Origin of the sequence: Dactylosporangium sp. NPDC049525, from assembly GCF_040676755.1 — a bacterium.
GTDB lineage: Bacteria > Actinomycetota > Actinomycetes > Mycobacteriales > Micromonosporaceae > Dactylosporangium.
This window is the reverse complement of the sequence record NZ_JBFAPO010000045.1, coordinates 73,096-98,549: the sequence shown is the minus strand read 5'-3', so window position 1 is coordinate 98,549 and position 25,454 is coordinate 73,096. Positions and strand designations below refer to the sequence as shown.

Sequence of the window (25,454 nt, the reverse complement as noted above, 5' to 3'; positions counted from 1 at the left end):
AGGCCGTTGCTGGCGCCGTCGCTGTTGGTGGCGGTGCCGCGGATGAGGGCGTGGATGGTGCGGCCCTGGGCGAGCGCGTCCGACAACCGCTGCAGCACGACCAGGCCGACGCCCTCGCCCCAGCCGGTGCCGTCCGCGTCGGCGGAGAAGGGTTTGCAGCGGCCGTCGGGGGCCAGTGCCCGCTGGCGGGAGAACTCGATGAACGTGACCGGGCTCGACATCACCGTCACCCCGCCGGCGACGGCAAGGTTGCACTGGCCGTCCCGCAGCGCCTGCGCGGCCAGGTGCAGGGTGACCAGTGACGAGGAGCAGGCGGTGTCGACGGTGACCGCCGGTCCTTCGAGGCCGAACGTATACGCCAGCCGGCCCGACGCGACGCTGCCGGCGCTGCCGGTGCCGACGAGCCCCTCGACCTCGCCGGGAATGCGGGTGCCGAGCCGGCCGCCGTAGTCGCCGTACATGACCCCGACGAACACCCCTACCGGGGTGCCGCGCAGCGTCGCCGGCACGATCGCGGCGTCCTCGAACGCCTCCCACGCGGTCTCCAGCAGCAGCCGCTGCTGCGGGTCCATGGCCAGGGCCTCGCGGGGGCTGATATTGAAGAAGCCGGCGTCGAAGACGCCGGCGTCGTGCAGGAAACCACCCTGGCGGGCGTAGGTGTGGCCGGTCGCGTCCGGGTCCGGGTGATACAGCCCGGCCAGGTCCCAGCCCCGGTCGGTGGGCAGGTCGCCGATCGCGTCGACGCCGTCCGCGACCAGCCGCCACAGTTCGTCCGCGCCGCGCACGCCACCGGGGTACCGGCAGCCGATGCCGACGATCGCGATCGGCTCCCGTGCCGCCTCCGCGTCCTGCTTGAGCCGCCGGTTCTCCAGCAGCGAGGCGCGCAGTGCCTCGACGAGCTTTGCGTTGTCCATGGCTTCCCCTGTGGCTGTGTGGACGCGGTTCGGACGCTGGAAACGGGCATGCGGCGGCCAGACCCGCCCGGTCCGGGCGGGTCTTGAGACAAGCGGGAGTCAGTCGGAGAGGCCGACGAGCTTGGCGCTGTCGCGCCAGAGGGCCTCCATCGCGTCGTCGCTCAGCGCGAGCTCGGACGGGGCGGGCCAGGTGAGCTTGTTGCGGACCACGCGGCCGTGCAGTTCACCGGCCGGGGGTTCGATCCGGCCGAGGGCGATGTCGGCGAGGTTGCCGCCGGCCGCCTCGCGGCTGTTGAAGCGCGGGAAGAGGACCCGCAGCGGAGTGCCGAGCAGTGCCCAGAAGGCCCGCACGGGCGCCGGGGTCTCGCGCAGCAGGCCGGTGCCGGGGGTCGGGCCCGGGTCGTAGGCGACGACCCGCCAGCCGTTCTCCTGCGCCTCGGCCGAGGCCGCGAGGGCCCGCGCGGTGAGGATGTTGCACAGCTTCGAGGTGGTGTACGCCCGGCCGCCGCCCTTGCGCGGGTCGGTGTCGCGGCCGGGGTCCTGGTCGGGGTGGGCGAGCAGCTGCGCGTCCGCGTGCCGGGGCACAGGCAGGATCGTCTTGGCCGCCGGGTCGTGCGTGGCGCTGGTGGTCAGGGTGACCACGGCGCCGGCGGCGAGCCGCGGCATGAGCAGCCGCAGCAGCAGGTAGTGGGCGAGGTGGTTGACGGCGAACGTGGTCTCGAACCCGTCCGCCGTGCGGGTGTCGGCGCTGTGCAGGCTGACGCCCGCGTTGAGCACCAGGGCGTCGATGCGGGCCGTCCCGAGGCGTTCCTCGACCTCGGCGGCGAACGTGCGGACGCTGTCGAGCCGGGCCAGGTCCAGCCGGGGGGCCTCCACGCCCTCCGGCCCGACACCGCGTACCCCGAGCAGGACCCGGGCCTCACCGGAGTCCCGGACCCGTTGCAGGGTCACGGCTCCGAGTCCCGAGCTCCCGCCCGTCATCACCAGGTTCTTCATGTCGCGCTCCTCCGGCACATCCGTTACGGATACGGTGGAGCCGAAGCGCCGTGATCGATCACGCCGACCGTCGATCCCCACGGTGGCAACATACGCAGCCGCCACCCCGCAGAAGCACCCCTAACGACCCCTGCTCCCGGCGGCGAGAACGGTGAGCGCGGCGGCCGGTGGCGCCTCCCCCGGCCGTTCATCCGCGGCCGGGGCGGCGGCGCGACGCAGGCCGGCGAGGGCGAGGGCGAGCCCGAGCGCGGCCGTGACCGGTCCGCCGGCGCCGCGCAGGCGCTGCATCGTGTGCAGCAGCCACAGCCGCATCTCCGTGACGTGCGCGGGTGAGCCGTGCACGTCGTCGAAGACCCGGAACCGGGCGTCGGGCAGGTGCCGGCGCAGCAGCACCGCGTCACCCGCCGGGATGATCTCGTCGCGGCCGCTGAGCACCGCCGCGACCGGCACCCGCACGGCCGCCAGCTCGGCCGGCGTCAGCGCCCACCCGTCGGGCCCGAAGGGGTCGCCGCCGGCCAGGTGGGCGAACGTCTGCACGGTCAGCTCCGGCAGGCGGGCGCGCCAGGAACGGTCGGTGAAGAACCCGGCAACCGGCGGCCCGACCGTCAGCACCCGGCGGATCCGGGGGTCGCGGGCCGCGGTCCGCAGCGCGAGGTGCCCGCCGAAGCTGGGCGCGAGGACGGAGGTGTCGGTGACGTCGGCCCGGCCGGCCAGGTGGTCGAGGAGGTCGCCGAGCATCCGGCCGGACTCCGGCACGTACCGCTGCCGGTTCTCCCCTACCCCGGGCAGTTCGGTGACGACGCCGGCCAGGCCGAACGCGGCGAGCCGGGCGAGGACGGGCGCCCACTGCTCCTTGACGCTGACGATCCCGCCGACCACGACCAGCAGCGGCCGGCCGGTGTCCAGCCCGGTCGCCCAGGCGGCGAGGCTGCCGCCGGGCAGGTCCAGTTCGAGGCGTTCGATGCCGGTACCGTCGCGGCGCCACGCGTCGAACGCGCGGACGCATTCGTCCTGCGCCGCGACGCGGAACGGGTCGCCCGCGAACGGGAACCGGGCCATTGCGTAGGCACGGCAGGCGTGCAGCGGCCGGCACCGGTCGCGTTCGACGTCACCGGCGCGCCGCCACACCGCCGTCCACGAGTCCGGGTGCCCGGGCTCGTCGTTGCCGACGAGGGCCAGGATCCGGCGTACGTCGCGGGCCGCCATCCCCTGCCCGCGCGCGTGCAGGACGGCGAACTCCTTGAGCTCCGCCACCGAGTGCATCTGTTCCTCCGTTCGTCACGCCGTCGCGACCAGGTCGCGCACCGGTCCCGCGAGGCGCGGCTGCAGTTGGAAGAAGGCGCCGGCCAGGATGCGGTGCTTGGCCGCGGGCCGGCGGTCGACGAGGCGGTACAGCGCCCCGCGCAGGGCGACCGCGGGCGCGGCGGCGAGCGCGAACGCCCGTTCCTGGCGCAGCTGCAGGGACCTGGCCCGCCGGATCGAGTCCTGGCGGCGCAGCCGCAGGATCCGGTGGACGTCGGGTCCGGCGCCGGGCACCAGGTCGGCGAGGGCCATCGCGTCGATGACGGCGTGGTTGACGCCCTGACCGAGGATCGGCGAGAGGGTGTGCGCGGCGTCGCCGATGAGGACCAGACCCGGTCGGCCCCACTCGGGCAGGACGGTGGTGAAGATGTCCAGCAGGGTCGTGTCCGACCATTGCCGCACCGCGGCGCGGACCGGCCCGGCCAGCTCCGGCGCGAGCGCGTCGACCCGCCGGTGCAAGGCGTCGAGACCCTCGGCGCGCAGCGCCTTCAGGCCGCCCTTGGCGATGTTCAGCCCGACCCGGATGTCGTCGGGGAAGGTGGGCAGGAACAGCCCGTGCCGGCCGCCGTCGAGCCGCACCCGCAGCGCGGCCGGGTCCCAGCCAGGCGGCTGCGGCAGCCGGAACCAGACCACGTCGCGCTCCAGCGGCGTACGGACACCCTCGAGGCCGGCCATCTGCCGGACCTTGCTGAACCGGCCGTCGGCGCCGACGGTGAGCCTGGCCCGCACCTCGACCGGGCCGTCGGGCCCGTTGGCCCGCACGCCCGTCACCGTCCCGCCGTCCTCCAGCAGCGACACGGCGGCGCAGCGGGTCCGCAGCACGAAGCCGGGGTGCGCGCCGGCCTCCTGGGCGAGCGCGGCCAGCAGCGCCGGCTGCGGCAGTTCGATCGGGCCCGGGAAGCGGTACGGCAGGTCCGCGAACTCGACCCCGAACGCCCGCCGCCCGCCGTCGCTGATCTCCAGCCGCTCGATCGGCAGGTAGGCGCCGCGCAGCCGGTCGAGCAGGCCCAGCTGGTCGAGCAGCCACACCGAGTCCGGTGAGATCGACTCGCCGCGGAACGTGCGGTTGAAGTGGCGGGCGGCCTCCAGCACGACGACGTCGCGGCCGGCCCGCACCAGTTGCAGGGCAAGGGTCAGGCCGGCAGGCCCGGCACCGACGACGCACACGTCGGCGTCGAGGATCTCGGCGGTCATCGCGCCACCTCCTTCAGACAGTCATGCGATGGGCAGGATCAGCGCGGACGGGCAGCTGGGGTCGTGGTGGACGCTCTGCTCGGCGGCGAGCAGGGTCGTCGCGGTGGCGAGGGGTTCGCCGGTGCCGGGGTTGCGGGCGAAGCGCGGGTGCGCGCCGCTGGAGACCTGCAGCCGCACCCGGTGCCCGGCCTTGAACCGCCACGCGGTGTGGCCGAGCTGGATGGTCAGGGAGCGGACCCCAGCCACGTCGGCCGGGGTGTCCGGGCCGACCCGGACCAGGCCGTCGCAGACGTTGACCGAGCGTCCCGACGGGGACACGTCGCAGAGCCGGGCGAAGAAGTCGGTGTGCGGGCGGCTGGACGAGGCGTACAGCTCGACCCGGACCGGGCCGGTCACGAGCAGGTCGGTCTCCAGGGCCGGGCCGGTGTAGACCAGGACGTCGGCGCGCCGTTCGAGGCGCCGGTTGTCGACCGGGCCGGCGCCGGGCCCGACCCAGGCGCCACCGACGGCAGGGGTGGGGCGGGCCGGGTCGTAGCGGTAGGCGTCGGGGAGGCTGCGCGGCGGCGGGGCCGGGGCGAGCCCACCGGCGGGCTGCAGGTACCACGGCCGCTGCCGGATGCCGGGCGGCGGCCACTCGCCGTAGCCACGCCAGCGGTCCTCCCCCGGCACGAACACCCGCACCGGGTCACCGCGGCCGGCCGCGCCGGGCTGCCCGAAGCGGCCGCGCAGCCAGTCGAGCGAGTCGCCGAACAGCTCCGGCCATGAGCGCAGCAGCCCGGTGTGGGTCCACGGGCCGATCGTCAGGGCCGGTTCGCGGCCGGCGGCCCGCAGGATCCGGTACTGCTCCAGCACATGCGGCAGGAACACGTCGTGCCAGCCGGACTGCAGCAGCACCGGCGCCGTCGCCGCGGCCACCGCTGCGGTGCGGTCGAAGCGGTCCCAGAACGGGTCGCCGGCCGCGCCGTGGCGCAGCCACTCCTCGAAGTACGGGATGTCCCGGCGCAGCGCCGTGCGGTAACTGTCGGCGAGCGGCAGCCGGCGGTACGCGATCCGGGTCAGCCGGCGCCGTTCGGCGAGCTGCCGCAGCTGGTCGCGGACCGGCCCGCGCTTGCGCTGGGTGAGCTGGGCGGCCCAGCCGAGCATGGTGTCGAGAGCGAACGCGCCGCCGGGGAACGCGACCCCGCGGTACTCGTGCGGGCCGAGCTGGCTGACCTGGCCGCCGAGTCCGGGCGGGGTGCCGTCGCGGCCGAGTGCCCACTGCGTGTACGCGAGGTAGCTCGGGCCGATCGTCGCGAACTCCCCGGCGCACCACGGCTGGGCCAGCAGCCACTCCACGGTGTCCTGGCCGTCGGTGGCCTCGTCGGCCCACGGCTCGAAGCGGCCGCCGGAGCCGAACGTGCCGCGGCAGCGCTGGACGATCACCTGGAAGCCGCGCTCGGCGTACAGGCGGCCGTAGAGCAGGCCGACCGGCACCTGCCAGCCGTAGGGGTTGCGGACCAGCAGGGTCGGCAGTCCGCTGCCGTGCAACGGCGCATAGCGGTCGGCGAGCAGCTCGACGCCGTCGCGCATCGGGATCCGCAGTCCGGTCGTCACCCGAACATCGGGTGTGCCCGCGGCCGGCAGCCGCCAGAGCCCGGCGGCCAGCCGCGCGGCGAGGGCCTCGCCGCGACGGCGGGCGGGTTGCCCGGTGCTGGTCGGCGCCGGCGCGTCAACCGACATGGATGAGCCCGAGCGTGGCGAGGAGGGTCAAGTTCTCCGCCGCGCTCCACCACTCGACGACCCTGCCGTCCTCGACGCGCAGGATGTCGATGCCGGTGTTGGTCAGCGGCGTGCCGGGTCCGGCCGTCGCGCCGGGCATCCCGCCGTTGTAGGTGCCGCTGAACGCCCAGCCGCCGCTGACGAGGTCCCCGTCGCCGATCGGGCCGATCACGGTCTCGTACCGCAGCCGCGCCATCGCCTGTACCCCACCGATGAGGGCGACGGCTCCGGCCCGGTCGCGGATCTGCGACGGGTCGACCGCCGGCGACAACCGCGGCGAGTTGACCCGCAGCTCGTCGGCGAGCAGGTCGTCGGCGACGGCCAGGTCGCCGTTCCACAGCGCGATCCAGCGGTCCCAGATCTCCTTGTGCCTGCTCATGTCCGTGCCTCCAGTCCGGTGCTCACCAACGGTTTCTCGGGTTGCGTGGGGGTGCCGCGCCACCAGGCGGCGGTCGCGTGCAGGGCCTCGTCAAGGGGCGTCGGCAGCAGCCCGAAGCGTCGCGCGCAGGCGGAGGAGTCCAGCACGAACGGCCCCTCGACCTGGTGCGCGACCTCCTCGAACTCGCGGATGCGCGGGTTGCGCAGCCCGGCGAGGCGGCGCACGCCCCGGCCGACGGTGATCAGCTGCGGGCGGCGGGCACCGGTGACCGCGCAGAGCCGCTCGGCGAACTCGCGCTGGGTCATCGGCGGGTGGCTGGGCACGTGCCACGGGCGGCCCCAGGCGGACTCCTCGGCGGCGAGCCGGACGAGGGTCCGCGCCGCGTCGACGACGTAGGTGTAGGAGTGCGGCTGGTCGGTGCGGCCCAGGACGATCCCGGGCCGGTTGCGCAGCACCCGCGGGACGAGCATCTTCCCCGCGGCGCTCTCCTCGACCCGGGGGCCGAAGTAGTCGGCCGAACGGACCTCGACGGCGCGCAGCCGCCCGGCCCGGTGCGCGGCCTCGGCGGCGAGCCACATGTCGGCGCGCAGCCGCCCCTTGCCGCCGGTGGGCGCGAGCGGCGTCTGTTCGGTGAGCGGGCCGGTCGCGCGGCCGTAGCCGTAAAGATTGGACACGGTGGCGAGGACCGCACCGGACCGTTCGGCGGCGCCGAGGATCGCGGCCGCGAGGGGCGGCCACTGCGCCGCCCAGTGCTGGTATGCGCTGGGGTTGGCGCAGTTGTAGACGACGGCCGCGCCGGCGGTGTGCCGGTCCAGCACCCCTGGTGCGCCGGCGTCGGCGGCCACGGCCTCGATGCCCGGGTGCTCCGGGGCGCGCCCGCGCCGGCTGACGAGCCGGACCTCTTCGCCGGCCTCGGCCAGCAGCAGGGCGGTCGCGGAGCCCACCGGCCCCGCGCCGACCACGACGTGAATACTCATACCGCTGCCACCTCCATGACGGTCTCGGATCTGATGCCGGCCGGCGCGGCGAGACGCCGGCGGTCGCGGGCCAGCTGCTTGAGGTACCGGTACCAGTCGATCTCGACGGTGAGCCGGGGCGTGGCCGTGTACCGGCGGCGGACCCGTCGCTCGTCCGCGGCGATCTCGGCGGCCAGGTCGTCGGGGCCCGGCAGGACCGTGGTGCCGTCGATGAGGTCGGCGATCCACTCGGCCTGCGCCTCGGCCTGCACGGTGATGGCGCTGAGCGGCTTGACGAAACCGAGGAAGTACAGCCCCGGCCGGCCCGGCATGACGATCCGCCGGAACAGCCGCATCGGGCCGGTCATCACGGGCGTCAGCGACGGCGGCAGGAACGGGAAGCTGAACCGGAACCCGGTGCACCACAGGATGGTGTCGAACTCCTCGGCGGTCCCGTCGGCGAAGGACACCCGGTCGCCGTCGAAGCGTTCCACCGCCGGCCGCACCGCGATCCGCCCGGCCCGCACCGCCGGCAGGAACCCCTCGCAGGTCGCCGGGTGGGTGCGCAGGACCAAATGGTCAGGGTCGGGAAGCCCGTAGCGGGCCAAGCTGCCCTGCTTCGCCCACAGCATCGCGGTCAGCAGGACGCTCTGCAGCGCCATCGGCACATACCTGGCGAGGAACGGGTTGAAGCGGTCGAGGGGGCGGCTGCCGTACAGCTTCGGCGTGACCCAGAAGCCGCGGCGCACGCTCATCACCACCCGCTCCGCGATGCCGGACAGCTCCGTCGCTACGTCGCAGGCGGTGTTGCCGAACCCGACGACGAGCACCCGCCGGCCTTCCATGCCCTCCGGCGTCTTGTACTCCTTGCTGTGCAGCTGCCGGCCGGAGAACTGTCCGCGCACCGTCGGGGTCGGCTTCGGGTCCCAGTGGAAGCCGGAGGCGACGACGACGGCGTCGTAGTGGCGGGTGACCTCCGGACCGCCGCCGGCGGTGCTGACGTCGTAACCGCCGCCGGCCGCCGGGTGGACCCCGACGACCCGGGTGCGGAAGCGGATGTGCGGGCGCAACCCGAAATGGCCCGCGTAGCGCTCCAGGTAGTCCAGCATCTGCGCGTGACCGGGGAACGTGGGGTACGACGCGGGCATCGGCAGCTTCGGGAAGCCGCTCATCACGCTGGAGCTGTTCAGCTCGATCGAGTCGTAGACGGCGGAGGTGCCGCTGTCGTTGCCGAACCGCCACTGGCCTCCGAGGTCGGAGCCGTGCTCGTAGACGTCGAACGGGATGCCCCGCTCCTTGAGCACCTGTGCGGCCGCCAGGCCACAGGCGCCGGCCCCGATGACGCAGACCCGGGGGCCGCCGGGCGATGAGGTGTCAGGCACGCCACCGACGATGCGCAAGCCCGCTAAAGGGAGCCTAAGACCTGCTTCATACTTTGGGTTTGGCGCCCGCAGTCATGCCGCAGTCCGGGGTGTGCGTCTCGTCGTTCCGGTGTGGTCCCGCACGGTGGTGCTGTGTGGGTCTCGTCCGGGGTTGTCGGGAGCACCGTGCCGGTACTTCGCCGAGCACGCCGGCACCCGCCATCCCGTGTGGAACGCTGGGTGCTGCGCTGCGGCCGTCCTCCAGCGCTGTACTGGTGGGGACGGTGGTGTCCGGTTGACTCGGTCAGGGCTCCTTGCAGCCCCTGGTTGATCGTGTCCACGCCGAGGATGGTGTGGGTGGCGTGTGCGTGGGTCCAGTCGATGCGAGCCGAACTCGGGGTGCCCGGCTCGGTCAGTACAGTGTGCGCGCCGACCAGCGCTGCGACGAGGTCGCGGTCGCCGGCGAGGCCGCACCCCGGGCACGTGTGCCGGCGGTTGCAGAGGGTCTTGGGGACACGGATCCCGCAAAGGCAGTGCTGGGTCCAGGCAGTGTGTCGGGTTCCAGCCCGAACCAGCCCGCTTCCACGGGGCACCCCGGTCCATGGGGCCATGGCAGCGGTCTTTGTGGTTTCGTGGTCCAGGGCGGTCACGAGCATGCCGGGAGTGAACGCGTACATGCCGCGACCCCACCGCCGCGCCCACACGCGCAGGTCGCCAGCCTCGACAACGAGATTCGCGCCGTGCACAGCGACAAGGTCGGCGGCGATGATCCGGGCACGAGTCCTGCCGGTCATGGTGCGGGCCTCACCTGCGGCGGCGGCACGCGCGCGGAGCCGCTGGTAGCCGTTGGACAGGTGGTCGCGGCGGTACGACCGCACCGGGACACCGGCCGTGTTCGCCAGCCGTGGCCCGCCCGGCGTCGGCACCTGCACCGCCGGCAGGCCCGCGGCGTGACGCCGGTCGGCCCGCCGCTGCTGCCGGGCAGACAGTTGGTACTGGGTAGGGTTACCGCTACGACGGGAGCGTTGCAAAGCGCGGTTTCGGCGCCGCTGCCGCAACCGCTCCACTGCCAGCCGGTCGGCGTCGGGACCGGTGCTGGCGATACGGGTGGCCCGCAGCCCACCATCATTGCCCTTGTAGTCGCCGGGCAGTTCTGGGTGGATGGGGACGGAGACGACGGCGAGGTTGGACACGTTGACGTCCACGCCACCCCGCCGCCGCAGACCCGCCGCCGCTGCCCGGCGCGCCGCCATCGCCGGTGAGGTGTGCCCGGATCCGAGAATCATCAGGTGCGCCTCATACCGCCAGCCCCCAACAGCGCCCGGGTCACGGTGCCGGACCACATCTACCTTGTGCCAATGGTCCGGGTCGGCCAGGTAGTGCTCCAGCACCGGCCCGCGGCCCGGGCCCTGCGGCAGCCGGACCGGCAGCACCAGATCCTGGGCGCCAGTGCCGGTCAGGACGACAGCTAGCGCGCCGTAGTGATCCCACCACGACCGCACCGGCCGGCCGTCCGCATTGGGGGTCACGGCGGGCATCCGCCGTGGCTGCCACAACCGGCCACCCCGATCGAACACCGCCCGATGCCCGGCCAGGGACCCCACTAGCCGCCACGTCTCCCACTTCCGGGCCCTTGTATGCGACCGCGCCCGACCCGGAATCGTCCCGAACTCCCACCGACCACCCACCCGCAGCAGCCCGTGCCGGCACCCGGACGCATCCGGGAACAGGTGTCGATCCACCGCCCGCCACACCCCATCGGCCAGATGCATTGCCATGGCCTTTGTCAGATGACGACGCAGATGCGCAGCCGCCTCCACATGCCGGTACGCGGCATGCTCCAAACCCGCCCGAGTCAGACCGAGCCGATCCCGCACCGCTGCCGGTCCTGCGGCAGCCCGTTCTCGATGTGCCGCCCAGTACACGCCGACACGGGCACGCGCATCGCGTTGCACCGCACGTCGCACACAAAACGCTGCCGCGAACACCCGCTCCATATGCCGCCGCACCTGCGGATCATGCACGTCCAACGGGAGTCGCAATACCGACAACGGCCCGTCATACCGCCACGGCGCGGCCTTGCTCGGTCCGCGTCTCCGTACACCATCACCCCCGGCCACACTCACACCATATGACCATATGACCACGATATCCAGTCCTGCATGAGTCAGCTTGCTGAGATACGCCCCAGCACACCGGCGACGGTGCGCACGGCGGCTCCTTCCAGCATCGTGAAGTGGGTGCAGTCGAGGCGGTGCACGTCGATGCGTCCGGTGACGTACGGTCGCCACGACGACGCGTCCGGGGCGCCCGGGGCGCGGTCCTGGGCGGCGTCGAAGAACACGACGTCGCCGTCGTACCGGCCGGGGGTGAACGTGCGGGCGGCCCGCATCCCGTGGGTGGCGACCGCGCGGACCCGCCCGAGCAGCCGCCGGTCGGAGCCCGCGCCGGCCAGCCCGGCCTGCACGGCGTCGCGGAGCCGCCGCCCGACCGCGGCGTCGTCGTCGGCGGGCGTGCGGCGCACGGGGTAGGCGTCCAGCAGCGCGAGCAGTGCCAGCTCGGCCCCGGCGGCCCGCAGCTGCACCGCCATCTCGTGGGCGAGCAGCCCGCCGAGTGACCAGCCGAGCAGGTGGTACGGGCCCGACGGTTGCCGGGCGGTGATCTGGGCGACGTAGTCGGCGGCCATCTCCGTGACCGTCTCCGGGAGCCGTTCGGCCCGGGCCAGGCCGCGGGCCTGCAGGCCGTACACCGGCCAGCCGCGGTCGAGGTGCGGCAGCAGCCCGGCGTAGGCCCAGCCGAGGCCGCCGGACGGGTGCACGCAGAACAGCGGCGGGCGGCCCCCGGTCGGGCGCAGCGGCAGCAGCATCTCCAGCCCGGCGGTGCGGGCGTCGGTGCCGAGGCGCTCGGCGAGCGCGGCGGCGGAGGACGCCTCGAAGATCAGCCGGACCGGCACGTCGGTGCCGAGGATCGCCCGCAGCCGGGTCACCAGCCGCACGGCGAGCAGGGAGTGCCCGCCGAGGTCGAAGAACCCGTCGCCGGCGCCGACCCCGCGCACCCCGAGGACCTCCTCGAACAGCGCGCACAGCACGGCCTGCAGGCCGACCGGGGACACCGGCGCGCCGCCCGCGACGACCGGGGCGGGCAGGGCGGCGCGGTCGAGCTTGCCGTTGGCGGTCATCGGCAGCGTGGCGAGCGGCACGACCGCGTCCGGGACGAGCTGCGCCGGCAGCCGGGCGGCCAGGTGCGCCCGCAGCCCTACGGGATCCACTGTGGACGGTGTGGCGTAGGCGATCAGGCGGCGGGTGGCGGCGGTGGCGCCGTGCGCGACGACGGCGGCGCCGGTGACCGCCGGGTGGGCCAGCAGCGCGGCGCGGACCTCGCCGGGCTCGACCCGCACGCCGCGGACCTGGACCTGGTCGTCGAGGCGGCCGAGGTACTCCAGGACGCCGTCGGCGCGGTGCCGGACCAGGTCGCCGGTGCGGTACATGCGCCGGCCCGGCGGGCCGAACGGGCAGGCCAGGAAGCGCTGCGCGGTGAGGCCGGGGCGGTGCAGGTAGCCGCGGGCGACCTGGGTGCCGGCGACGAACAGCTCGCCTGCCACGCCGGGCGGCACGGGCGCGAACTGTTCGTCGAGGACGAACAGCCGGTTGCCGGGGATGGGCCGGCCGATCGGGATCCGTTCGGCGTCGAGGTCGGCGGGGTCGAGCCGGTGGTCGGCGCAGGCGACGGTGGTCTCGGTCGGGCCGTAGGAGTTCACGACGGCGGCCCCGGTCCGGCGGCGGGCCCAGTCGCGCAGGTCGGCGCCGTGCAGGGCCTCGCCGCCCAGGACGAGCTGGGTGGTCGGCTGCGCGGTCGCGGGCAGCTCGGCGAGCAGCGCCAGGTGGCTCGGGGTGCCTTTGACGAACGAGGGTCGGTCGGCGTCGGCCAGCTCGGCGACCCGGACGGTGCCGCCGCTGACGAGCGGGCCGAGCAGCGACGTGACGGTGCCGTCGAAGCCGGGCGAGGCGTGCAGGACGGCGGTCCCGGCGAGGCCGTCGTAGCGGTCCCGGACGTGGGCGAGGTAGTTGGCCAGGCCGCCCCGGGTCACCACGACGCCCTTCGGCCGTCCGGTCGAGCCGGAGGTGTACAGCACGTAGGCGGCGCTGCCGGGCGGTGGTTCGGCGACCGGCTCGGCCCGGCCGGCGGTGGGGGCGGCGACGGCGTCGACGACGGGGTCGGCGCGGTCGATGACGTGGGTGACCCGGGCGTCGGCGAGCAGTTCGGCCCGCCGGGCGGGGGGCAGGTCCGGGTCGAGCGGCAGGTAGGCGGCGCCGGCCCGCAGCACGCCGAGGATCGCGGCCAGCAGGTGCTGCGAGCGCGGCAGGCTCACCGCGACGACGGTCTCCGGGCGCACGCCGCGGCGGCGCAGGCGGCCCGCGACCCGGGCGGCCCGCTCGTCGAGCTCGGCGTAGGTCCAGGCGCCGCCGGGCCATGCGACGGCCGTGGCGTACGGGTTGCGGCGCACCGGCGCGGCGAACAGCCGGGCCAGTTGCGGCGCCGGGCGTTCGGCGCCGGCCCAGTCGTGCAGGAGCCGGTGCCGCTCCCCCGGTGCGAGCAGGTCCAGCGTCCGCAGTGGACGGTCGGGTTCGGCGGTGGCGCGGCGCAGCAGGAGCAGCAGCCGCCCGGCGATCGCCTCGGCGGTGCCGGCGGCGAACAGGTCGGTGGCGTAGTCCAGCGTCCCGGCGACCCCGCCGCCGGCCTGTTCGGTGAAGGTGAGCGACAGGTCGAACTTGGCCGGCCCGGCCCGCAGCGCGACCTCGGTCACGGTGAGTCCGGCGAGCCCGGCCGGGGGTGGCGCCGGGCGCAGCGCCAGGAACGTCTGGAACAGCGGGTGCCGGCCGGCGGAGCGGGCCGGGTTGACGGCCTCGACGACCCGTTCGAACGGCACGTCCTCGTGGGCGAGGGCGGTCAGGTCGACCTCCCGGACCCGGGCCAGGAGCTCCCGGAACGACGGGTCGCCGCCGGTGTCGGCGCGCAGCACGAGGGTGTTGATGAACGGGCCGACGAGCAGGTCGACGGCCGGGTCGGTGCGCCCGGCGACCGGGACGCCGACGGCGGTGTCGGTGCCGGCGCCGAACCGGGTCAGGATCGCCGCGAACGCCGCGTGCAGCACCACGAACAGGGTCGCGCCGGCCTCCCGGGCCAGGGTCCGCAGCCGCGCGTGCAGTTCCGCGTCGATCGGCACCGGCACCCGGGCGGAGGCGCCGGTCGGCACGGGCGGGCGGGGCCGGTCGGTGCGCGGGCCGGTGTGCTCGGGCAGCCCGGCCAGGGTCGCGGTCCAGTAGCGCAGCTGCCGCGCCACCCGTTCGCCGCCCTCGCCGGCCCGCTGCCACAGGGCGTAGTCGGCGTACTGGACGGGCAGCGGCGCCCAGTCCGGCTCGCGGCCGGTGACGCGGGCCGCGTAGGCGGTGCCGAGGTCGCGCAGCAGGTGCCCGACGGACCAGCCGTCGGCCGCGATGTGGTGCAGGACGACGACGAGCAGGTGCCGGTCCGGCCCGTCGGGGATCAGCCGGACCAGCATCGGCGGCTCGTCGCGCAGGTTGAAGCGGTGCCCGGCGAGGGCGCGGGCCTCGGCCAGGGCGGAGCGGGCCGGCGGGCGGACGGACAGCTGCGGGCCGCTGGGGCGCACCGACTGGTACGGCACCCCGTGCTCGTCCTGCGGGAAGACCGTGCGCAGCACCTCGTGCCGGGCGGCGAGGTCGGCGACGGCGCGGCGCAGCGCGGGCACGTCCAGCGGCCCCTCGACCCGGTAGACGGCCGGCATGTTGTAGGCGGTCGCGGTGTGCCCCTCGTCGAGGCCGGCGAGGAACCACAGCCGGGTCTGGGTCGCCGACAGCGGCACCCGGGCGGGCCGGGGCGTGACGGGGCGGACCGGTGCCGGGGCGCCGGTGCCGGCGGCGTCGAGGACCCTGGCGAGGTCGGCGACGGCCGGGTGGTCGAAGACGGCCCGGACCGGCACGTCGAGCCGGGCGACGGCGCGGATCCGGGCGACGAGCCGCACGGCGAGCAGGGAGTCGCCGCCGAGGGCGGTGAAGTCGTCGTCGGGGCCGGCCTCGTCGAGGCCGAACAGTTCGGCGAAGAGGCCGCACAGCAGGGCCTCGGTGCCGCCGCGGGCGGCCCGGGCGGGCGGGTCGGCGTCGTCGGGGGCGGGCAGGGCGGCGCGGTCGAGCTTGCCGTTGCGGGTCAGCGGCAGCGCCGCCACCGGGACGACGGCGGCGGGGACCATGAAGCGGGGCAGCCGCTCGCGCAGGTAGGTGCGCAGCTCGCGGCCGGGCTCGGTGGTGACGGCGTAGGCGACGAGGCGGCGCCGGCCGGGGCGGTCCTCGCGGACGATCGCGGCGGCGGCGGCGACCCGCGGGTGCGCGGCGAGGGCGGCCTCGACCTCGGCGGGCTCGATCCGGTAGCCGTTGAGCTTGACCTGGTGGTCGGCGCGGCCGAGGTACTCCAGGACGCCGTCACCGCGCCAGCGGGCGAGGTCGCCGGTGCGGTACATGCGGGTGCCGGGCGGGCCGAACGGGCACGGCAGGAACCGCTGGGCGGTGCGCCCGGGCCCCTGCCAGTAGCCGGTCGCGAGCTGGACGCCGGACAGGAACAGTTCGCCGACGCTGCCGGCCGGGACGGGGTCGAACCGGTCGGTGAGGACGTAGGCGCGCATGTTCGGCACGGGCCGCCCGATCGGCGGCCGGTCGGTCGCGCCGTCGACGAGTTCGGCGGTCGCCACGTGGGTCTCGGTCGGTCCGTACTGGTTGTGCAGCCGCCGCCCGCGGGACAGGGCCCGCACGGCCGGGGTCAGCACGAGCGCCTCACCGGCCTGCACGACGTCGGTGAGGTCGGGCAGCGGCACCCCGTGCTCGGCGGCGGCCGCACCGACGGCCTCCAGGACCAGGTTGGGTGCGAACAGTTCGTTGACCCGGTGCCGGGCCAGCCAGTGCAGCAGCCCGGCCGGGTCGCGGCGCAGCGCCTCGGCGGGCACGGCGAGGCACCGGCCGGTGCCGAGGGCCAGGATCAGCTCCTGGGCGGCGACGTCGAAGCCGATCGGGGCGAACTGGGCGGTGACCGTGCCGGGGCCGCCGGGCAGGGTGCCGCGCTGCCAGGCGAGGAGGTTGGTCAGGGCGGCGCCGGGCAGGACGACGCCCTTCGGCCGGCCGGTGGAGCCGGACGTGTAGATGACGTACGCGGGGTGCCCGGGCCGCAGCGGGGTGAGCCGTTCGGCGTCGGTGACCGGCCGGTCGTCGTGGCTGCCGTCCGGCGGCACGCACGGCACGCCGACCCGGGGGTCCACTGTGGACACGATGCAGACCGGGCGGGCGTCGGCGAGCAGCGCCGCGATCCGGGCGGGCGGGTGTTCCAGGTCGACCGGAAGGTACGCGGCGCCGGTGAGCACGGCGGCGAGCACGGCGGTGATCTGCTCGGCGGAGCGCGGCAGGGCTACGGCCACGACGGTGTGCGGGCCGGCGCCGGCCCGCATCAGGCGCCGCGCCAGGGCGTTCGCCCGGCCGTGCAGGTCCCGGTAGGTGAGGGTGCCGGCGTCGGAGACGACGGCGGCGGCGTGCGGGGTGCGGGCGGCCTGCGCGGCCAGCACCGCGGCGAGGGTGTCCGGGCGCACCGGGCGGGCGGTCGCGTTCCAGCCGGCGACGAGGCGGCGGCGTTCGCCGGGGAGCAGCACGTCGAGGCGGCCGACCGGGCGTTGCGGGTCGGTGCCGAGCTGGCGGATGACCCGCTGCAGGCGGCGCTGGTGCGCGGCGAGGAGCTCGGGGCGGTACCGCCGGTCGTCGGCCTCGGCCTGCAGCAGCACCCGGCCCCGTGCGGCGTCGACCCGCCCGACGAACGCGAGGTCGCGGATTGGCCCGGTGGTGAGGACGTGCCGTTGCATCGTCACGCCCGGCAGCTGCGGGCCGGGCGGCTCGGGCAGCACGTTCACGGCCGGGCCGGCCGGCTCGCCGGAGCGGGCGACGGCGGCGCGGAGGTCCTCCAGCCGGTACCGCTGATGCCGCAGCGCCGCCCGGATCTCGGCCGCCACCGCACCGGTGAGCGCCGACCCTGGCTCGCCGGGGCGGACGGTGAGGCGCAGGGGCAGGATGTTGGACAGCATCGCCGGCGTGGCCCGGGCGGCGGGCGTGGTGCGGGCCGTCACCGGCAGCTCGATCACCAGGTCGGTGGCGCCGGTGACGCGGTGCAGGTAGGCGGCGAGGCCGGCGGTCAGCCACACCGTCGGGTGGGCGCGCACACCGAAGCCGGCGAGGTCGACGGCGAGGCCGTCGGGGGCGGCGCGGCCGCCTGCGCCGGCGACGGTGTCCCCGCCGTCGAGGCTGACCGGGACCGGCGGCTCGTCGTAACGCCCGAGCCAGTAGTCGCGGTCCCGGTCGAACGCGGCCGAGCGGCGGTAGGCGGCGTCCTCGCGGACGAGGTCGGCGAGCGCGCCGAACCGGCGCGGCGACCCGCCGTGGTACAGCTCGGTGAGCCGGTCGACCAGCAGCGCGGCGCCGTAGCCGTCCAGGGCGAGGTGGTGCACGCGCTGGTAGTAGAAGTGCCGGCGAGGGCCGAGGCGCAGCAGCGCGGCGGCGGCGAGCCGGCCCGCGGCGAGGTCGAGCGGGCGGGCCAGGTCGGCGGCCATCCAGTCGTGCGCGGCCGCCTGCGGGTCGCGGGCGGCGCGCAGGTCGACCACGGGCAGCGGGACCGGCTCGGCCGCGCCGGGCAGTTGCACGGGTTCGCCGGCGACGACGGCGAAGCGGACCCGCACCGCGTCGGTCTCGGCGATGACGCGGTGCAGGGCCTCCCGCATCCGGCCGTGGTCGAGCGGGCCGCGGATGTCGAAGAACTGGGCGATCTCGCGCCGGGCGGCGGCGCCGTCGACCTGCTCGGCGAGCCAGATGCCGCGCTGGGCCGCGGTCAGCGGCAGCCAGGCGCCGGCGCCGGAATGCGCAGCGGGGTCCGCACCCGGATCGGGGTCCGGGTGCGGGCCGGCCGGCGGCGGACGGTCAGAGACGATCGTCACGGGACGCTCCGTAGGTTGCTGGTCGAGCGTGGTCGTGGGCCGGGTTGCATGGGCCGGGTTGCATCGGCCGCGCTTCGTGCGCCGGGCTTCGCGGGCTACCAGCGCACGGGCAGCGCGTGCACCCCGTAAGTCGCCATGTCGGTGCGGTAGGCCAGTTCCCGGGCGGGCACCGTGAGGCGCAGGCCCGGCAGGCGGCGCACCAGCCCGAGCAGGGCGAGGCGCAGCTCGGCCCGGGCCAGCTGCTGGCCGAGGCACTGGTGCGCGCCGAAGCCGAACGCGAGGTGGTGCCGCGCCTCGCGGTGCGGGTCGAACGCGTCCGGGTCGGCGAACACGGCGGGGTCGCGGTTGGCCGCGGCGAGCAGCGCCAGGACGCCCTCGCCGGGCCGGATGACCTGCCCGGCGACGGTCAGTTCGGCCGTCGCGACGCGGGGCACTCCGAAGTGGACGATCGTGTGGTAGCGCAGCAGCTCCTCGACCGCCGGTTCGGCGAGCCGTTCGTCGGCGCGGATCCGTTCGAGCTGATCCGGGTGGGCGAGCAGGGTCAGCAGCGCCATGCCGATCATGTTGGCCGTGGTCTCATGCCCGGCGACCAGCAGCAGCAACGCGATCCCGACGATCTCGTCCCGCTCGACCTCCCCGCCGCGCAGGTGCCGGCGCACGAGCCGGCCGATGACGTCGTCGCCCGGGTCCGCCGCGGCGGCCTTGGCGTCCACGAGCGCGCCCATGTACTGCTGCAGCTGCGCGGCGAACCGGGCGGTGTCGGCCTCGCTGTGCCGCCGGGAGAACAGCTCCCGGCTGCGGCCCTGGAACTGCTCGTGGTCGGTGTAGGGCACGCCGAGCAGGCGGCAGATCACCTGCGAGGTCAGCGGGAACGCGAACTCGGCGACGAGGTCCGCGGACCCGTCCCCGGCCTGCAGGCCGTCGATGAGCGCGTCGATCATGCCGGCGATGTCCGGCTCCAGCCGCCGGACCGCCCGCAGCGTGAAGTCCCCGGTGAGCAGCCGGCGCAGGCGGCCGTGCTCCGGCGCGTCCATCCGCAGGAACTGCCCGGCCCGGTGCTCCTGCCGGGCGGCGGCCCGCAGGCCCGGCCGCACGAACGGGAAGCCGGGCCGGGTCGGGTCGGCGCTGAGCCGCTCGTCGCGCAGCAGCCGGGCCACGTCGGCGTGCCGGGTCACCAGCCACGCCCAGCCGCCCGCGGGCAGCGCGACCCGGGTGACCGGGGCCTCGGCGCGCAGCGCGGCCAGCTCCGGCGGCGGGTCGAACGGGTCGGTCCGGGTCGTGGGCAGCGCGACCGGGCAGCCGCGGGCGGTGTCGGCCGGCGCGAACGTATCGGTGGACACGGCCGGGTCCTAGCCGCGGTCCGCGAGGTACCGCTCGAGGACACCGGCGAGCATGGCCTCGTTCAGGTACAGCGACGTGCGGGCCACCTCGATCACCTGCGCCTGCTGCTGCGGCGTGACCGCGTGGCGGCGCAGCGCGTCCTCGACCTCCTTGCTGTGCTTCTGGTCGATCGTCGAGTGGGCGACGAAGAAGCTCAGCTCGCGGTCGGTGAGGCCGAGCTCGGCGCGGCACTTGCCGAGCAGCTCGCCGATGTGGTCGTAGGCGCTCTCGGCCCAGTAGCTGTACCCCATGCGCGGCACGGCACCCTGGGTGAGGCTCACGTAGTACAGGTACGCGATGAACGCCTGGGTGGCCGGCAGCGGCACGGCGTCGTACATCGCCTCGTCGAGCAGCCCGACCGCGCGCAGGTCGTGCTCGATCATCTTCTCGTGGCTGATCTCCTCCATCGCGTGCTCCACCGCATACCGGACCAGGTGCGTGCGGCGCGGCGGCGCACCGAGCACCGCGACCGCCTGGTTCAGCGGGTTGTGCTGGATGTAGTGCCACAGTTCCCACATCGTGCGGCGGTACAGCTCCCGGTCCGCGGCGTGCTCGCGGACGTAGCTGAAGAACGGTCCATTGTGGATGCGGTGCCACCCCTCGGCCACCACATCGTCGAGCTGCTTGAAGAGCTCGGCCTCGGCCATTGCTGTCTCCTCGCGGGCTTCCTGACGGCATCGGACGCCGGAAGCCTAGCCACGGCGGCTAAAGACACCCTTGCCACAGAACAAGCCCGGCTTCAGCGGCGCGGTGCACGATGGTGACGGCACTACGAAGGGAGCGGCGATGACCGGGCGGTACCGCGTGTTGGTGAACGACGAGGAGCAGCACTCGCTGTGGCCCGCCGACCTCGACGTCCCCGCCGGCTGGCGGGTGGTGTTCGACGGCGGCGGCCACGACGAGTGCGTCGCCTACGTGGAGGAGCACTGGACGGACATGCGCCCCAGAAGCCTCCGGTGACGCGGGCCCCGCTCAGCGCTTGCGGGGCACCCAGAACTCGACCTCGGTGCCCTGTCCCGGGCGGCTGAAGATGTCGATGGTGCCGCCCAGGTCCGCGACCCGGCCGCGGATCGACTGCGCGACGCCGAGCCGGCCCTCGCCGGCCGCCTCGGCCAGCCGGGCGGGCTCGAAGCCGGCACCGTTGTCGCGGACCGTGACCCGTACCCCGTCGCCCTCGTCCTCCAGCAGGACCCAGGCCCGCGCGTCCGGCCCGGCGTGCCGGCGCACGTTGTCCAGGGCCGCCTCGACCACGGCCGTCACCTCGCTCGCCGCCGGCTGCGGCAGCGGCACCGGAGCGGCCGGCGCCGCCACCTCGACCGTGGCGGAGGCGAGGGCGGTCAGCGTCGTGCGCAGGTCGTCGGAGACCGCCCGCTTCCCGCCGTCGGGCGGGGTGGGCGCGCCGCCGCTGAGCAGGCTGCGCAGCGCGAACTCCTGCTCACCGGCCAGCGCGGCCAGTTCCGAGCCGGTGCCGCCGAGCTCGGCGCCGTGCCGCTGGACGAGGGCGAGGACCTGCAGGACGCCGTCGTGGATCGGGCGGGCCAGCCGGTTGCGCTCCGCCTCGGCGGCCTCGCGCCGGATCTGCTCGGCGAGGCGGCGTTCGGCCCGCCGGTCGGCCCATTGCCGGGCCAGGCCGAGGCCGCCGACCGCGGCCGCGACGGCGAGCAGCAGCCAGATTGAGACGCCCAGATGGGCGGAGACGGCGGAGCTCCACCAGCCTCCGCCACCGCGGAAGTAGGTCGAGTCGACGGTCTGCAGGCCGCTGACCGCCAGCATGCCGGCCAGCGGGCCGAGGGCGGCCGGCACGATCCCCGCGGGGGCCAGCGCCGTCGTGCTCGCGCCGACGACAGCGGTCGCCGCCGCGGTGACGAGCACCGCGATCAGCACCGCCGGGGTGACGCTGTCCTGGTTGGCGAGCTTCTCGGGATGGCCGGTCGTCGCCACGTACGCGATGAGCAGCGCCACCGCGGCGGCCACCGCGGCCGCGGCGGCGAGGGGGAAGCGCCATCGGCTCGCGGCGAGCGTCAGGCCCAGGGCCAGCCCGGCGAGGACGGACAGCCACGACGAGAAGTGCCCCCGCATCGTCATCGCCGCCAGCAGCAGCGGGGCCGCCGCCGCGACCTGGACCGTTGCCACGGTCAGCGCGCCGCCGAGCGACCACGGCCCGGTCGTGGCGGTCAGTACGGCGACGACGGCCAGCGCGATCGCGCCGATGACCGCCGTCTGAGCGTACTGATGGCGGTTCAGTGCGCTCTGCGAAACGCCGATGAGCACCGCGAGCCGCTCGGTGGTCAGCATCCCCAGCGGCACCGCGACGGCGACCGCCAGACCGCCGGCCACCACCAGCCGCACCCGCCGGCCCCGGCTCCCCGGCTCCGCCGGCCGGACGGCGGCGTCGCCGCCGCGCAGCAGCCACGCCGCCGGGGCCACGCCCGCGAGGGCGGCGACGGCAAGGGCCACCGGCCAGTCGGCGTACCCGCCCTGAGGGCTCCACCACCACTGCCCCGTCGCCGCGGCGGAGCCCACCATGGCGGCGCCGATGCCGGCCCCGGCGACGACCGCGCCGAGCCGGGTCTCCCCGGACCGGATCAGCGACTGGGCGGCGGCGAACACGCCGATGACCGCCAGCGGCCGGGCGGCGGACAGCACCGCGACAAACGTCTCGGGAAGGCTCACGCCGGCGACGACGTACAGCGTCGACACCAGCGTGAGCAGCGCCGCGGCGGACAGCAGCCACGGCCACCGGCGGACCGCGAGCAGGCCGACGACTACGGCGGCGACCGGCGCCGCGACCGCCGCGACGGTGTCCACGACGCCGGACACGCCGACCGGCCGCGTCTGCAGCGGCAGGTCCAGCAGCAGCGGTGCGCTGCCCCGTCCGCGCACCGGCACCGCCAGCAGTGCCGCGGCGGCCAGTCCCGCCGCCACGGTCGCGCCGCGCAGCGAAGGCGACAGCTTGTCCACGCCGGAGATCATCGCCGATCCGCCGGCCCGGCACCGATCCGGGCATCGACGACGGCCGCGAGGTGCAGGAGACCGGAGTGCGGCAGCCGGACCGGGCGGCCGTCCGGCCGGTACTCGAAATGCCACCACTCGTTGTCGTAGGTGCGGTAGAGGCGGTGCCGGTCGCCGTGCCGTTCGAGCCACCGCGCGCCCTCGACCGGGCGGACGTCCAGCGCGGTCCCGGCCACGTGCCGGGACGCGTACGGCGGCAGCACCCGCCGCGACGCCGCGACGACCGACCCTTCGCGGGCCACCGCCCGCCGGAACAGCCGGGCCTGCTCCACCGGGTCGCGGTAGCCCGATGTGAGCCCGATCAGCTCACCGTCACGCCACAGCGCCTCGGTCCGGGCCGCCTCGAACGCGGCCCGCGTGGCGGCCGTCAGCCCGTCGAGGTTCTCCGCCGGGAACCGCGCCGCGAGCGCCCACTGGCACGCTGTGTGCCGTGCGCGCCCGGGCGCGGTCACCCAGGCCGCCGGGACCAGCACGACCGCGAGCGTCCGGGTGATCCGCCGGTACACCCCGTCGCGCCGCCGTCCGGTCGAGAGCCGGGTGGGCGCGGTACGGGCGGGGCCGGTGCTGCGGTCGGTGATGGTGTGCGGCATGCCAAGGACGATGCCGGTCGTGCCACCGCCGGGTCCTGAGTCACGGCACCCATCTGCCGGTGAGTACCCGCACTCAGAACGACGGGTGCGGAAACGCACCGTTCGCACCCGGGCGGGCGCTCATGCCGGGCCGGCCCGGGCCGATGGTGCGGCCATGAGCGTCACGGAACCCACCGTCGTGCGGGACACGTCTGCCCGCCCGGCGGCCGGTGGCGAGGTGGTGCCGTTGCGGATGACCGGACCGCTCGCGGTGGCCGGCGCCCTGGTGGTGCTGGCGGCGCTGTGGTTCGGGGTCGGGCTGGTCTACCGGACGCCGTCGCTGCTGGGCTGGGCGACGCTGCTCGTCAGCGTCCCCGTCGCCGCGGTCAGCTCGTGGCGGGCCGGCGGCGCGCGTGGCGGGCCCACCCCCAGGACGTTCTGGCGGTACGTGAGTGTCGGCCTGGTGCTGGTGGGGTGCGGCGCGATGAGCAACGCCCGCGACAACCTCATCGGCACCGACCGCAACCAGCACGTCAGCGGGGTGACCTCGGCCATCTACCTCAGCGGGCTGCTGGTCATGATGATCGGCCTGCTGCGCATCCCCGGCACCCGCCGCACCGGCGGCGCCTGGACGCGGTTCGGCCTGGACATCGCCACCGTCATCGTCACCACGCTGACGTTCTCCTGGCACCTGGTGTACCCGCGGTGGGAGACGTGGTTCGCGGGCAGCGCCGGGGACACGTGGTCCGCGTTGTCCGTCGTCGGTGGCGGCTTCATCTGCGTCTTCGCGTTCGTCAAGGTCGCGTTCTCCGGCACCGGCCCGATCGACCGGCGGGCGCTGCACCTGCTCGCGCTCAGCGGCGCCGTCGGCGCGGGCGGCGGGTCGCTCGCGCCGTTGCTGGCGTCCCGCCCGCACCTCAACACCGCGCACCTGATCCTGCCGGCGACGTGTCTGGTGCTGTGCCTGGCCGCGGACCGGCAGCTGCGGGCCGCGGGCGCCGCACCCGCCCCCGACCGGCCGCCGGGGCGGCGGCTGAGCGTCATGCCGTACGCCGCGGTCGTCGCCACCGGCGGGCTGCTGCTGCTGTCCTCGATCCAGGGCTCCCCCGACAACGTCGTCGTCGCGGCCGGCGCGATCACCGTCACCGTGCTCGTCGCCGCCCGGCAGATCATCGCGCTGCGCGACAACGCGGCCCTGCTCCAGCAGCTCGACGCCCGGCTGCAGGACAACGCCCGGCTGGTGGAGCAGCTCGACTCCCGGGTGCGCGACCTGCACACGTACCAACGCCAACTCGCGCACCAGGCCAGCCACGACGGGCTCACGGGACTGGCGAACCGCACCGTGTTCGGCGACGCCACGACCGCGGCGCTGCACGCCGACGAGGCCCGCGACGGTGCCGGGGTCAGCGTCGCGGTCATCGACCTGGACAACTTCAAGGGCATCAACGACGAGCTCGGCCACGCCGTCGGCGACGCGCTGCTGCAGGCGGTCGCGGCGGTCCTCGTCGCGCGGGTGCCGGCCGGCAGCACCGTCGCCCGGCTCGGCGGCGACGAGTACGCGCTGCTGCTGCACGGCACCGACCAGGCGGCGCACGAGCGGACCCTGACCGCCATCGCCACGTCGCTGCGCCAGCCGCTGCGCTGCGCCGGGCACGACCTCGTCGTGGAGGCCAGCATCGGCCTGGCCGCGGCCCGCCCCGCCGACACCGCGGCGGAGCTGCTGCGCCGCGCCGACGTGGCGATGTACGAGGCGAAGAACCAGGGCAAGGGCCGCTTCCGCGTCTACACGTGCGCCATGGACCAGCGCGGCGCCGAGCAGGCCAGGGTCGCCGCCGACCTGCGCACCGCGCTGGACACCGGTCAGCTGCACCTGGTGTACCAGCCGATCGTCGACATCGTCGACGGCAGTCTCTACGGCGTGGAGGCGCTCATCCGCTGGAACCACCCGGAGCGTGGCCCGATCCCGCCGGTCGAGTTCATCCCCGCCGCCGAGCGCACGGGTCTCATCGTCCCGCTCGGCGGCTGGATCCTGGCCGAGGCGTGCGCGCAGGCCGTGCGGTGGCGCCGGGAGCTCGGCGCGGCCGCACCGGAGACCGTCAGCGTGAACGTCTCGGCCCGGCAGCTGCGCGAGGCCGGGTTCGCCGCCGACGTCGCCGCGATCCTGCGCCGCACCTGCCTGCCGGCCCGGCACCTGACCGTCGAGGTCACCGAGACCGCGGTGTTCGACGGCGGCGCCGCCGTCGACGAGCTGCACGCCCTCAAGGCCCTCGGGGTGACCGTGGCCCTCGACGACTTCGGCACCGGCCACTCGTCGCTCGGGCTGCTGCGCACCTGCCCGGTGGACCTGCTGAAGGTCGACAAGTCGTTCGTCGACACCGTCACCCACGGCGGCGAGCACGCGGTCATCGCCGCCGCCCTCATCGACATCAGCAACGGCCTGCACCTGCGCGCCGTCGCCGAGGGCGTGGAGACCGCGGAGCAGGCCGCCGAGCTGCAGCGCCTCGGCTACCGCTACGCCCAGGGGTACCACTACGCCCGCCCGATGCTGCCTGACGCGCTCGCGCTCCGCCAGTCCCGGCAACCCGCGGCGGCGTGAACC

At 75.4% G+C, this 25,454-nt stretch carries 16 protein-coding genes; 2 read left to right on the top strand and 14 right to left on the bottom strand.

Annotation, left to right across the window (positions count from 1 at the left end; translation table 11 throughout):
* From AB0K00_RS41895 to AB0K00_RS41840, 12 genes are all read right to left on the bottom strand, one after another.
* Window positions 1-914: beta-ketoacyl synthase N-terminal-like domain-containing protein (locus tag AB0K00_RS41895; RefSeq protein WP_363533197.1), on the bottom strand; the 914-nt coding region annotated here is incomplete at its 3' end.
* Between the two features lie 99 nt (window positions 915-1,013).
* Entirely contained in the window at window positions 1,014-1,910 is an 897-nt protein-coding gene (locus AB0K00_RS41890; protein ID WP_363533194.1) for an SDR family NAD(P)-dependent oxidoreductase, read from the bottom strand.
* A 120-nt stretch (window positions 1,911-2,030) separates the two neighbouring features.
* Window positions 2,031-3,173 carry an alpha/beta hydrolase gene (locus AB0K00_RS41885; RefSeq protein ID WP_363533191.1) on the bottom strand — a complete coding sequence of 381 codons (1,143 nt, stop codon included), beginning with the start codon at window positions 3,171-3,173 and terminating at the stop codon, window positions 2,031-2,033.
* A 15-nt stretch (window positions 3,174-3,188) separates the two neighbouring features.
* Window positions 3,189-4,406: an FAD-dependent oxidoreductase gene (locus AB0K00_RS41880; RefSeq protein ID WP_363533188.1), complete on the bottom strand. Its 1,218-nt coding sequence runs from the start codon at window positions 4,404-4,406 to the stop codon at window positions 3,189-3,191.
* A gap of 21 nt (window positions 4,407-4,427) precedes the next feature.
* Window positions 4,428-6,125, bottom strand: a complete 1,698-nt coding sequence (locus AB0K00_RS41875) for a CocE/NonD family hydrolase (RefSeq protein ID WP_363533185.1) — start codon at window positions 6,123-6,125, stop codon at window positions 4,428-4,430.
* Complete coding sequence (locus AB0K00_RS41870; protein WP_363533182.1) at window positions 6,115-6,543, bottom strand: ester cyclase; 429 nt, start codon at window positions 6,541-6,543, stop codon at window positions 6,115-6,117. Before AB0K00_RS41870 ends, AB0K00_RS41875 begins: the two co-directional genes overlap by 11 nt.
* Entirely contained in the window at window positions 6,540-7,520 is a 981-nt protein-coding gene (locus AB0K00_RS41865; RefSeq protein WP_363533179.1) for an NAD-dependent epimerase/dehydratase family protein, read from the bottom strand. Before AB0K00_RS41865 ends, AB0K00_RS41870 begins: the two co-directional genes overlap by 4 nt.
* Complete coding sequence (locus AB0K00_RS41860) at window positions 7,517-8,881, bottom strand: NAD(P)-binding domain-containing protein (protein ID WP_363533177.1); 1,365 nt, start codon at window positions 8,879-8,881, stop codon at window positions 7,517-7,519. The genes AB0K00_RS41865 and AB0K00_RS41860 overlap by 4 nt, the downstream gene beginning before the upstream one ends.
* 23 nt (window positions 8,882-8,904) lie before the next feature.
* Window positions 8,905-10,890, bottom strand: coding sequence for a hypothetical protein (locus AB0K00_RS41855; RefSeq protein ID WP_363533174.1), 1,986 nt, complete (start codon window positions 10,888-10,890; stop codon window positions 8,905-8,907).
* Between the two features lie 137 nt (window positions 10,891-11,027).
* Window positions 11,028-17,894, bottom strand: a complete 6,867-nt coding sequence (locus tag AB0K00_RS41850; RefSeq protein ID WP_363533171.1) for an amino acid adenylation domain-containing protein — start codon at window positions 17,892-17,894, stop codon at window positions 11,028-11,030.
* A 95-nt stretch (window positions 17,895-17,989) separates the two neighbouring features.
* Window positions 17,990-19,234: a cytochrome P450 gene (locus AB0K00_RS41845; protein ID WP_363533168.1), complete on the bottom strand. Its 1,245-nt coding sequence runs from the start codon at window positions 19,232-19,234 to the stop codon at window positions 17,990-17,992.
* A gap of 9 nt (window positions 19,235-19,243) precedes the next feature.
* Window positions 19,244-19,921 (bottom strand): iron-containing redox enzyme family protein, encoded by a 678-nt coding sequence (locus tag AB0K00_RS41840; protein ID WP_363533166.1) that lies wholly within the window; start codon window positions 19,919-19,921, stop codon window positions 19,244-19,246.
* 139 nt (window positions 19,922-20,060) lie between these two features.
* On the opposite strand from AB0K00_RS41840, the gene AB0K00_RS41835 reads away from it, so the two are divergent.
* Window positions 20,061-20,234 (top strand): MbtH family protein, encoded by a 174-nt coding sequence (locus AB0K00_RS41835; protein WP_363533163.1) that lies wholly within the window; start codon window positions 20,061-20,063, stop codon window positions 20,232-20,234.
* Window positions 20,235-20,246: 12 nt separating this feature from the next.
* Here the strand turns inward: AB0K00_RS41835 and AB0K00_RS41830 are convergent, their stop codons facing one another.
* Both AB0K00_RS41830 and AB0K00_RS41825 read right to left on the bottom strand, forming a co-directional pair.
* Entirely contained in the window at window positions 20,247-22,247 is a 2,001-nt protein-coding gene (locus tag AB0K00_RS41830) for an ATP-binding protein (RefSeq protein ID WP_363533160.1), read from the bottom strand.
* On the bottom strand, window positions 22,244-22,876 hold the full coding sequence (locus tag AB0K00_RS41825; RefSeq protein ID WP_363533157.1) for a D-alanyl-D-alanine carboxypeptidase family protein: 633 nt from the start codon (window positions 22,874-22,876) through the stop codon (window positions 22,244-22,246). The genes AB0K00_RS41830 and AB0K00_RS41825 overlap by 4 nt, the downstream gene beginning before the upstream one ends.
* A gap of 154 nt (window positions 22,877-23,030) precedes the next feature.
* Between AB0K00_RS41825 and AB0K00_RS41820 the strand changes: the two genes are divergently transcribed.
* Window positions 23,031-25,451, top strand: coding sequence for an EAL domain-containing protein (locus AB0K00_RS41820; protein ID WP_363533154.1), 2,421 nt, complete (start codon window positions 23,031-23,033; stop codon window positions 25,449-25,451).
* Window positions 25,452-25,454: the final 3 nt, after the last annotated feature.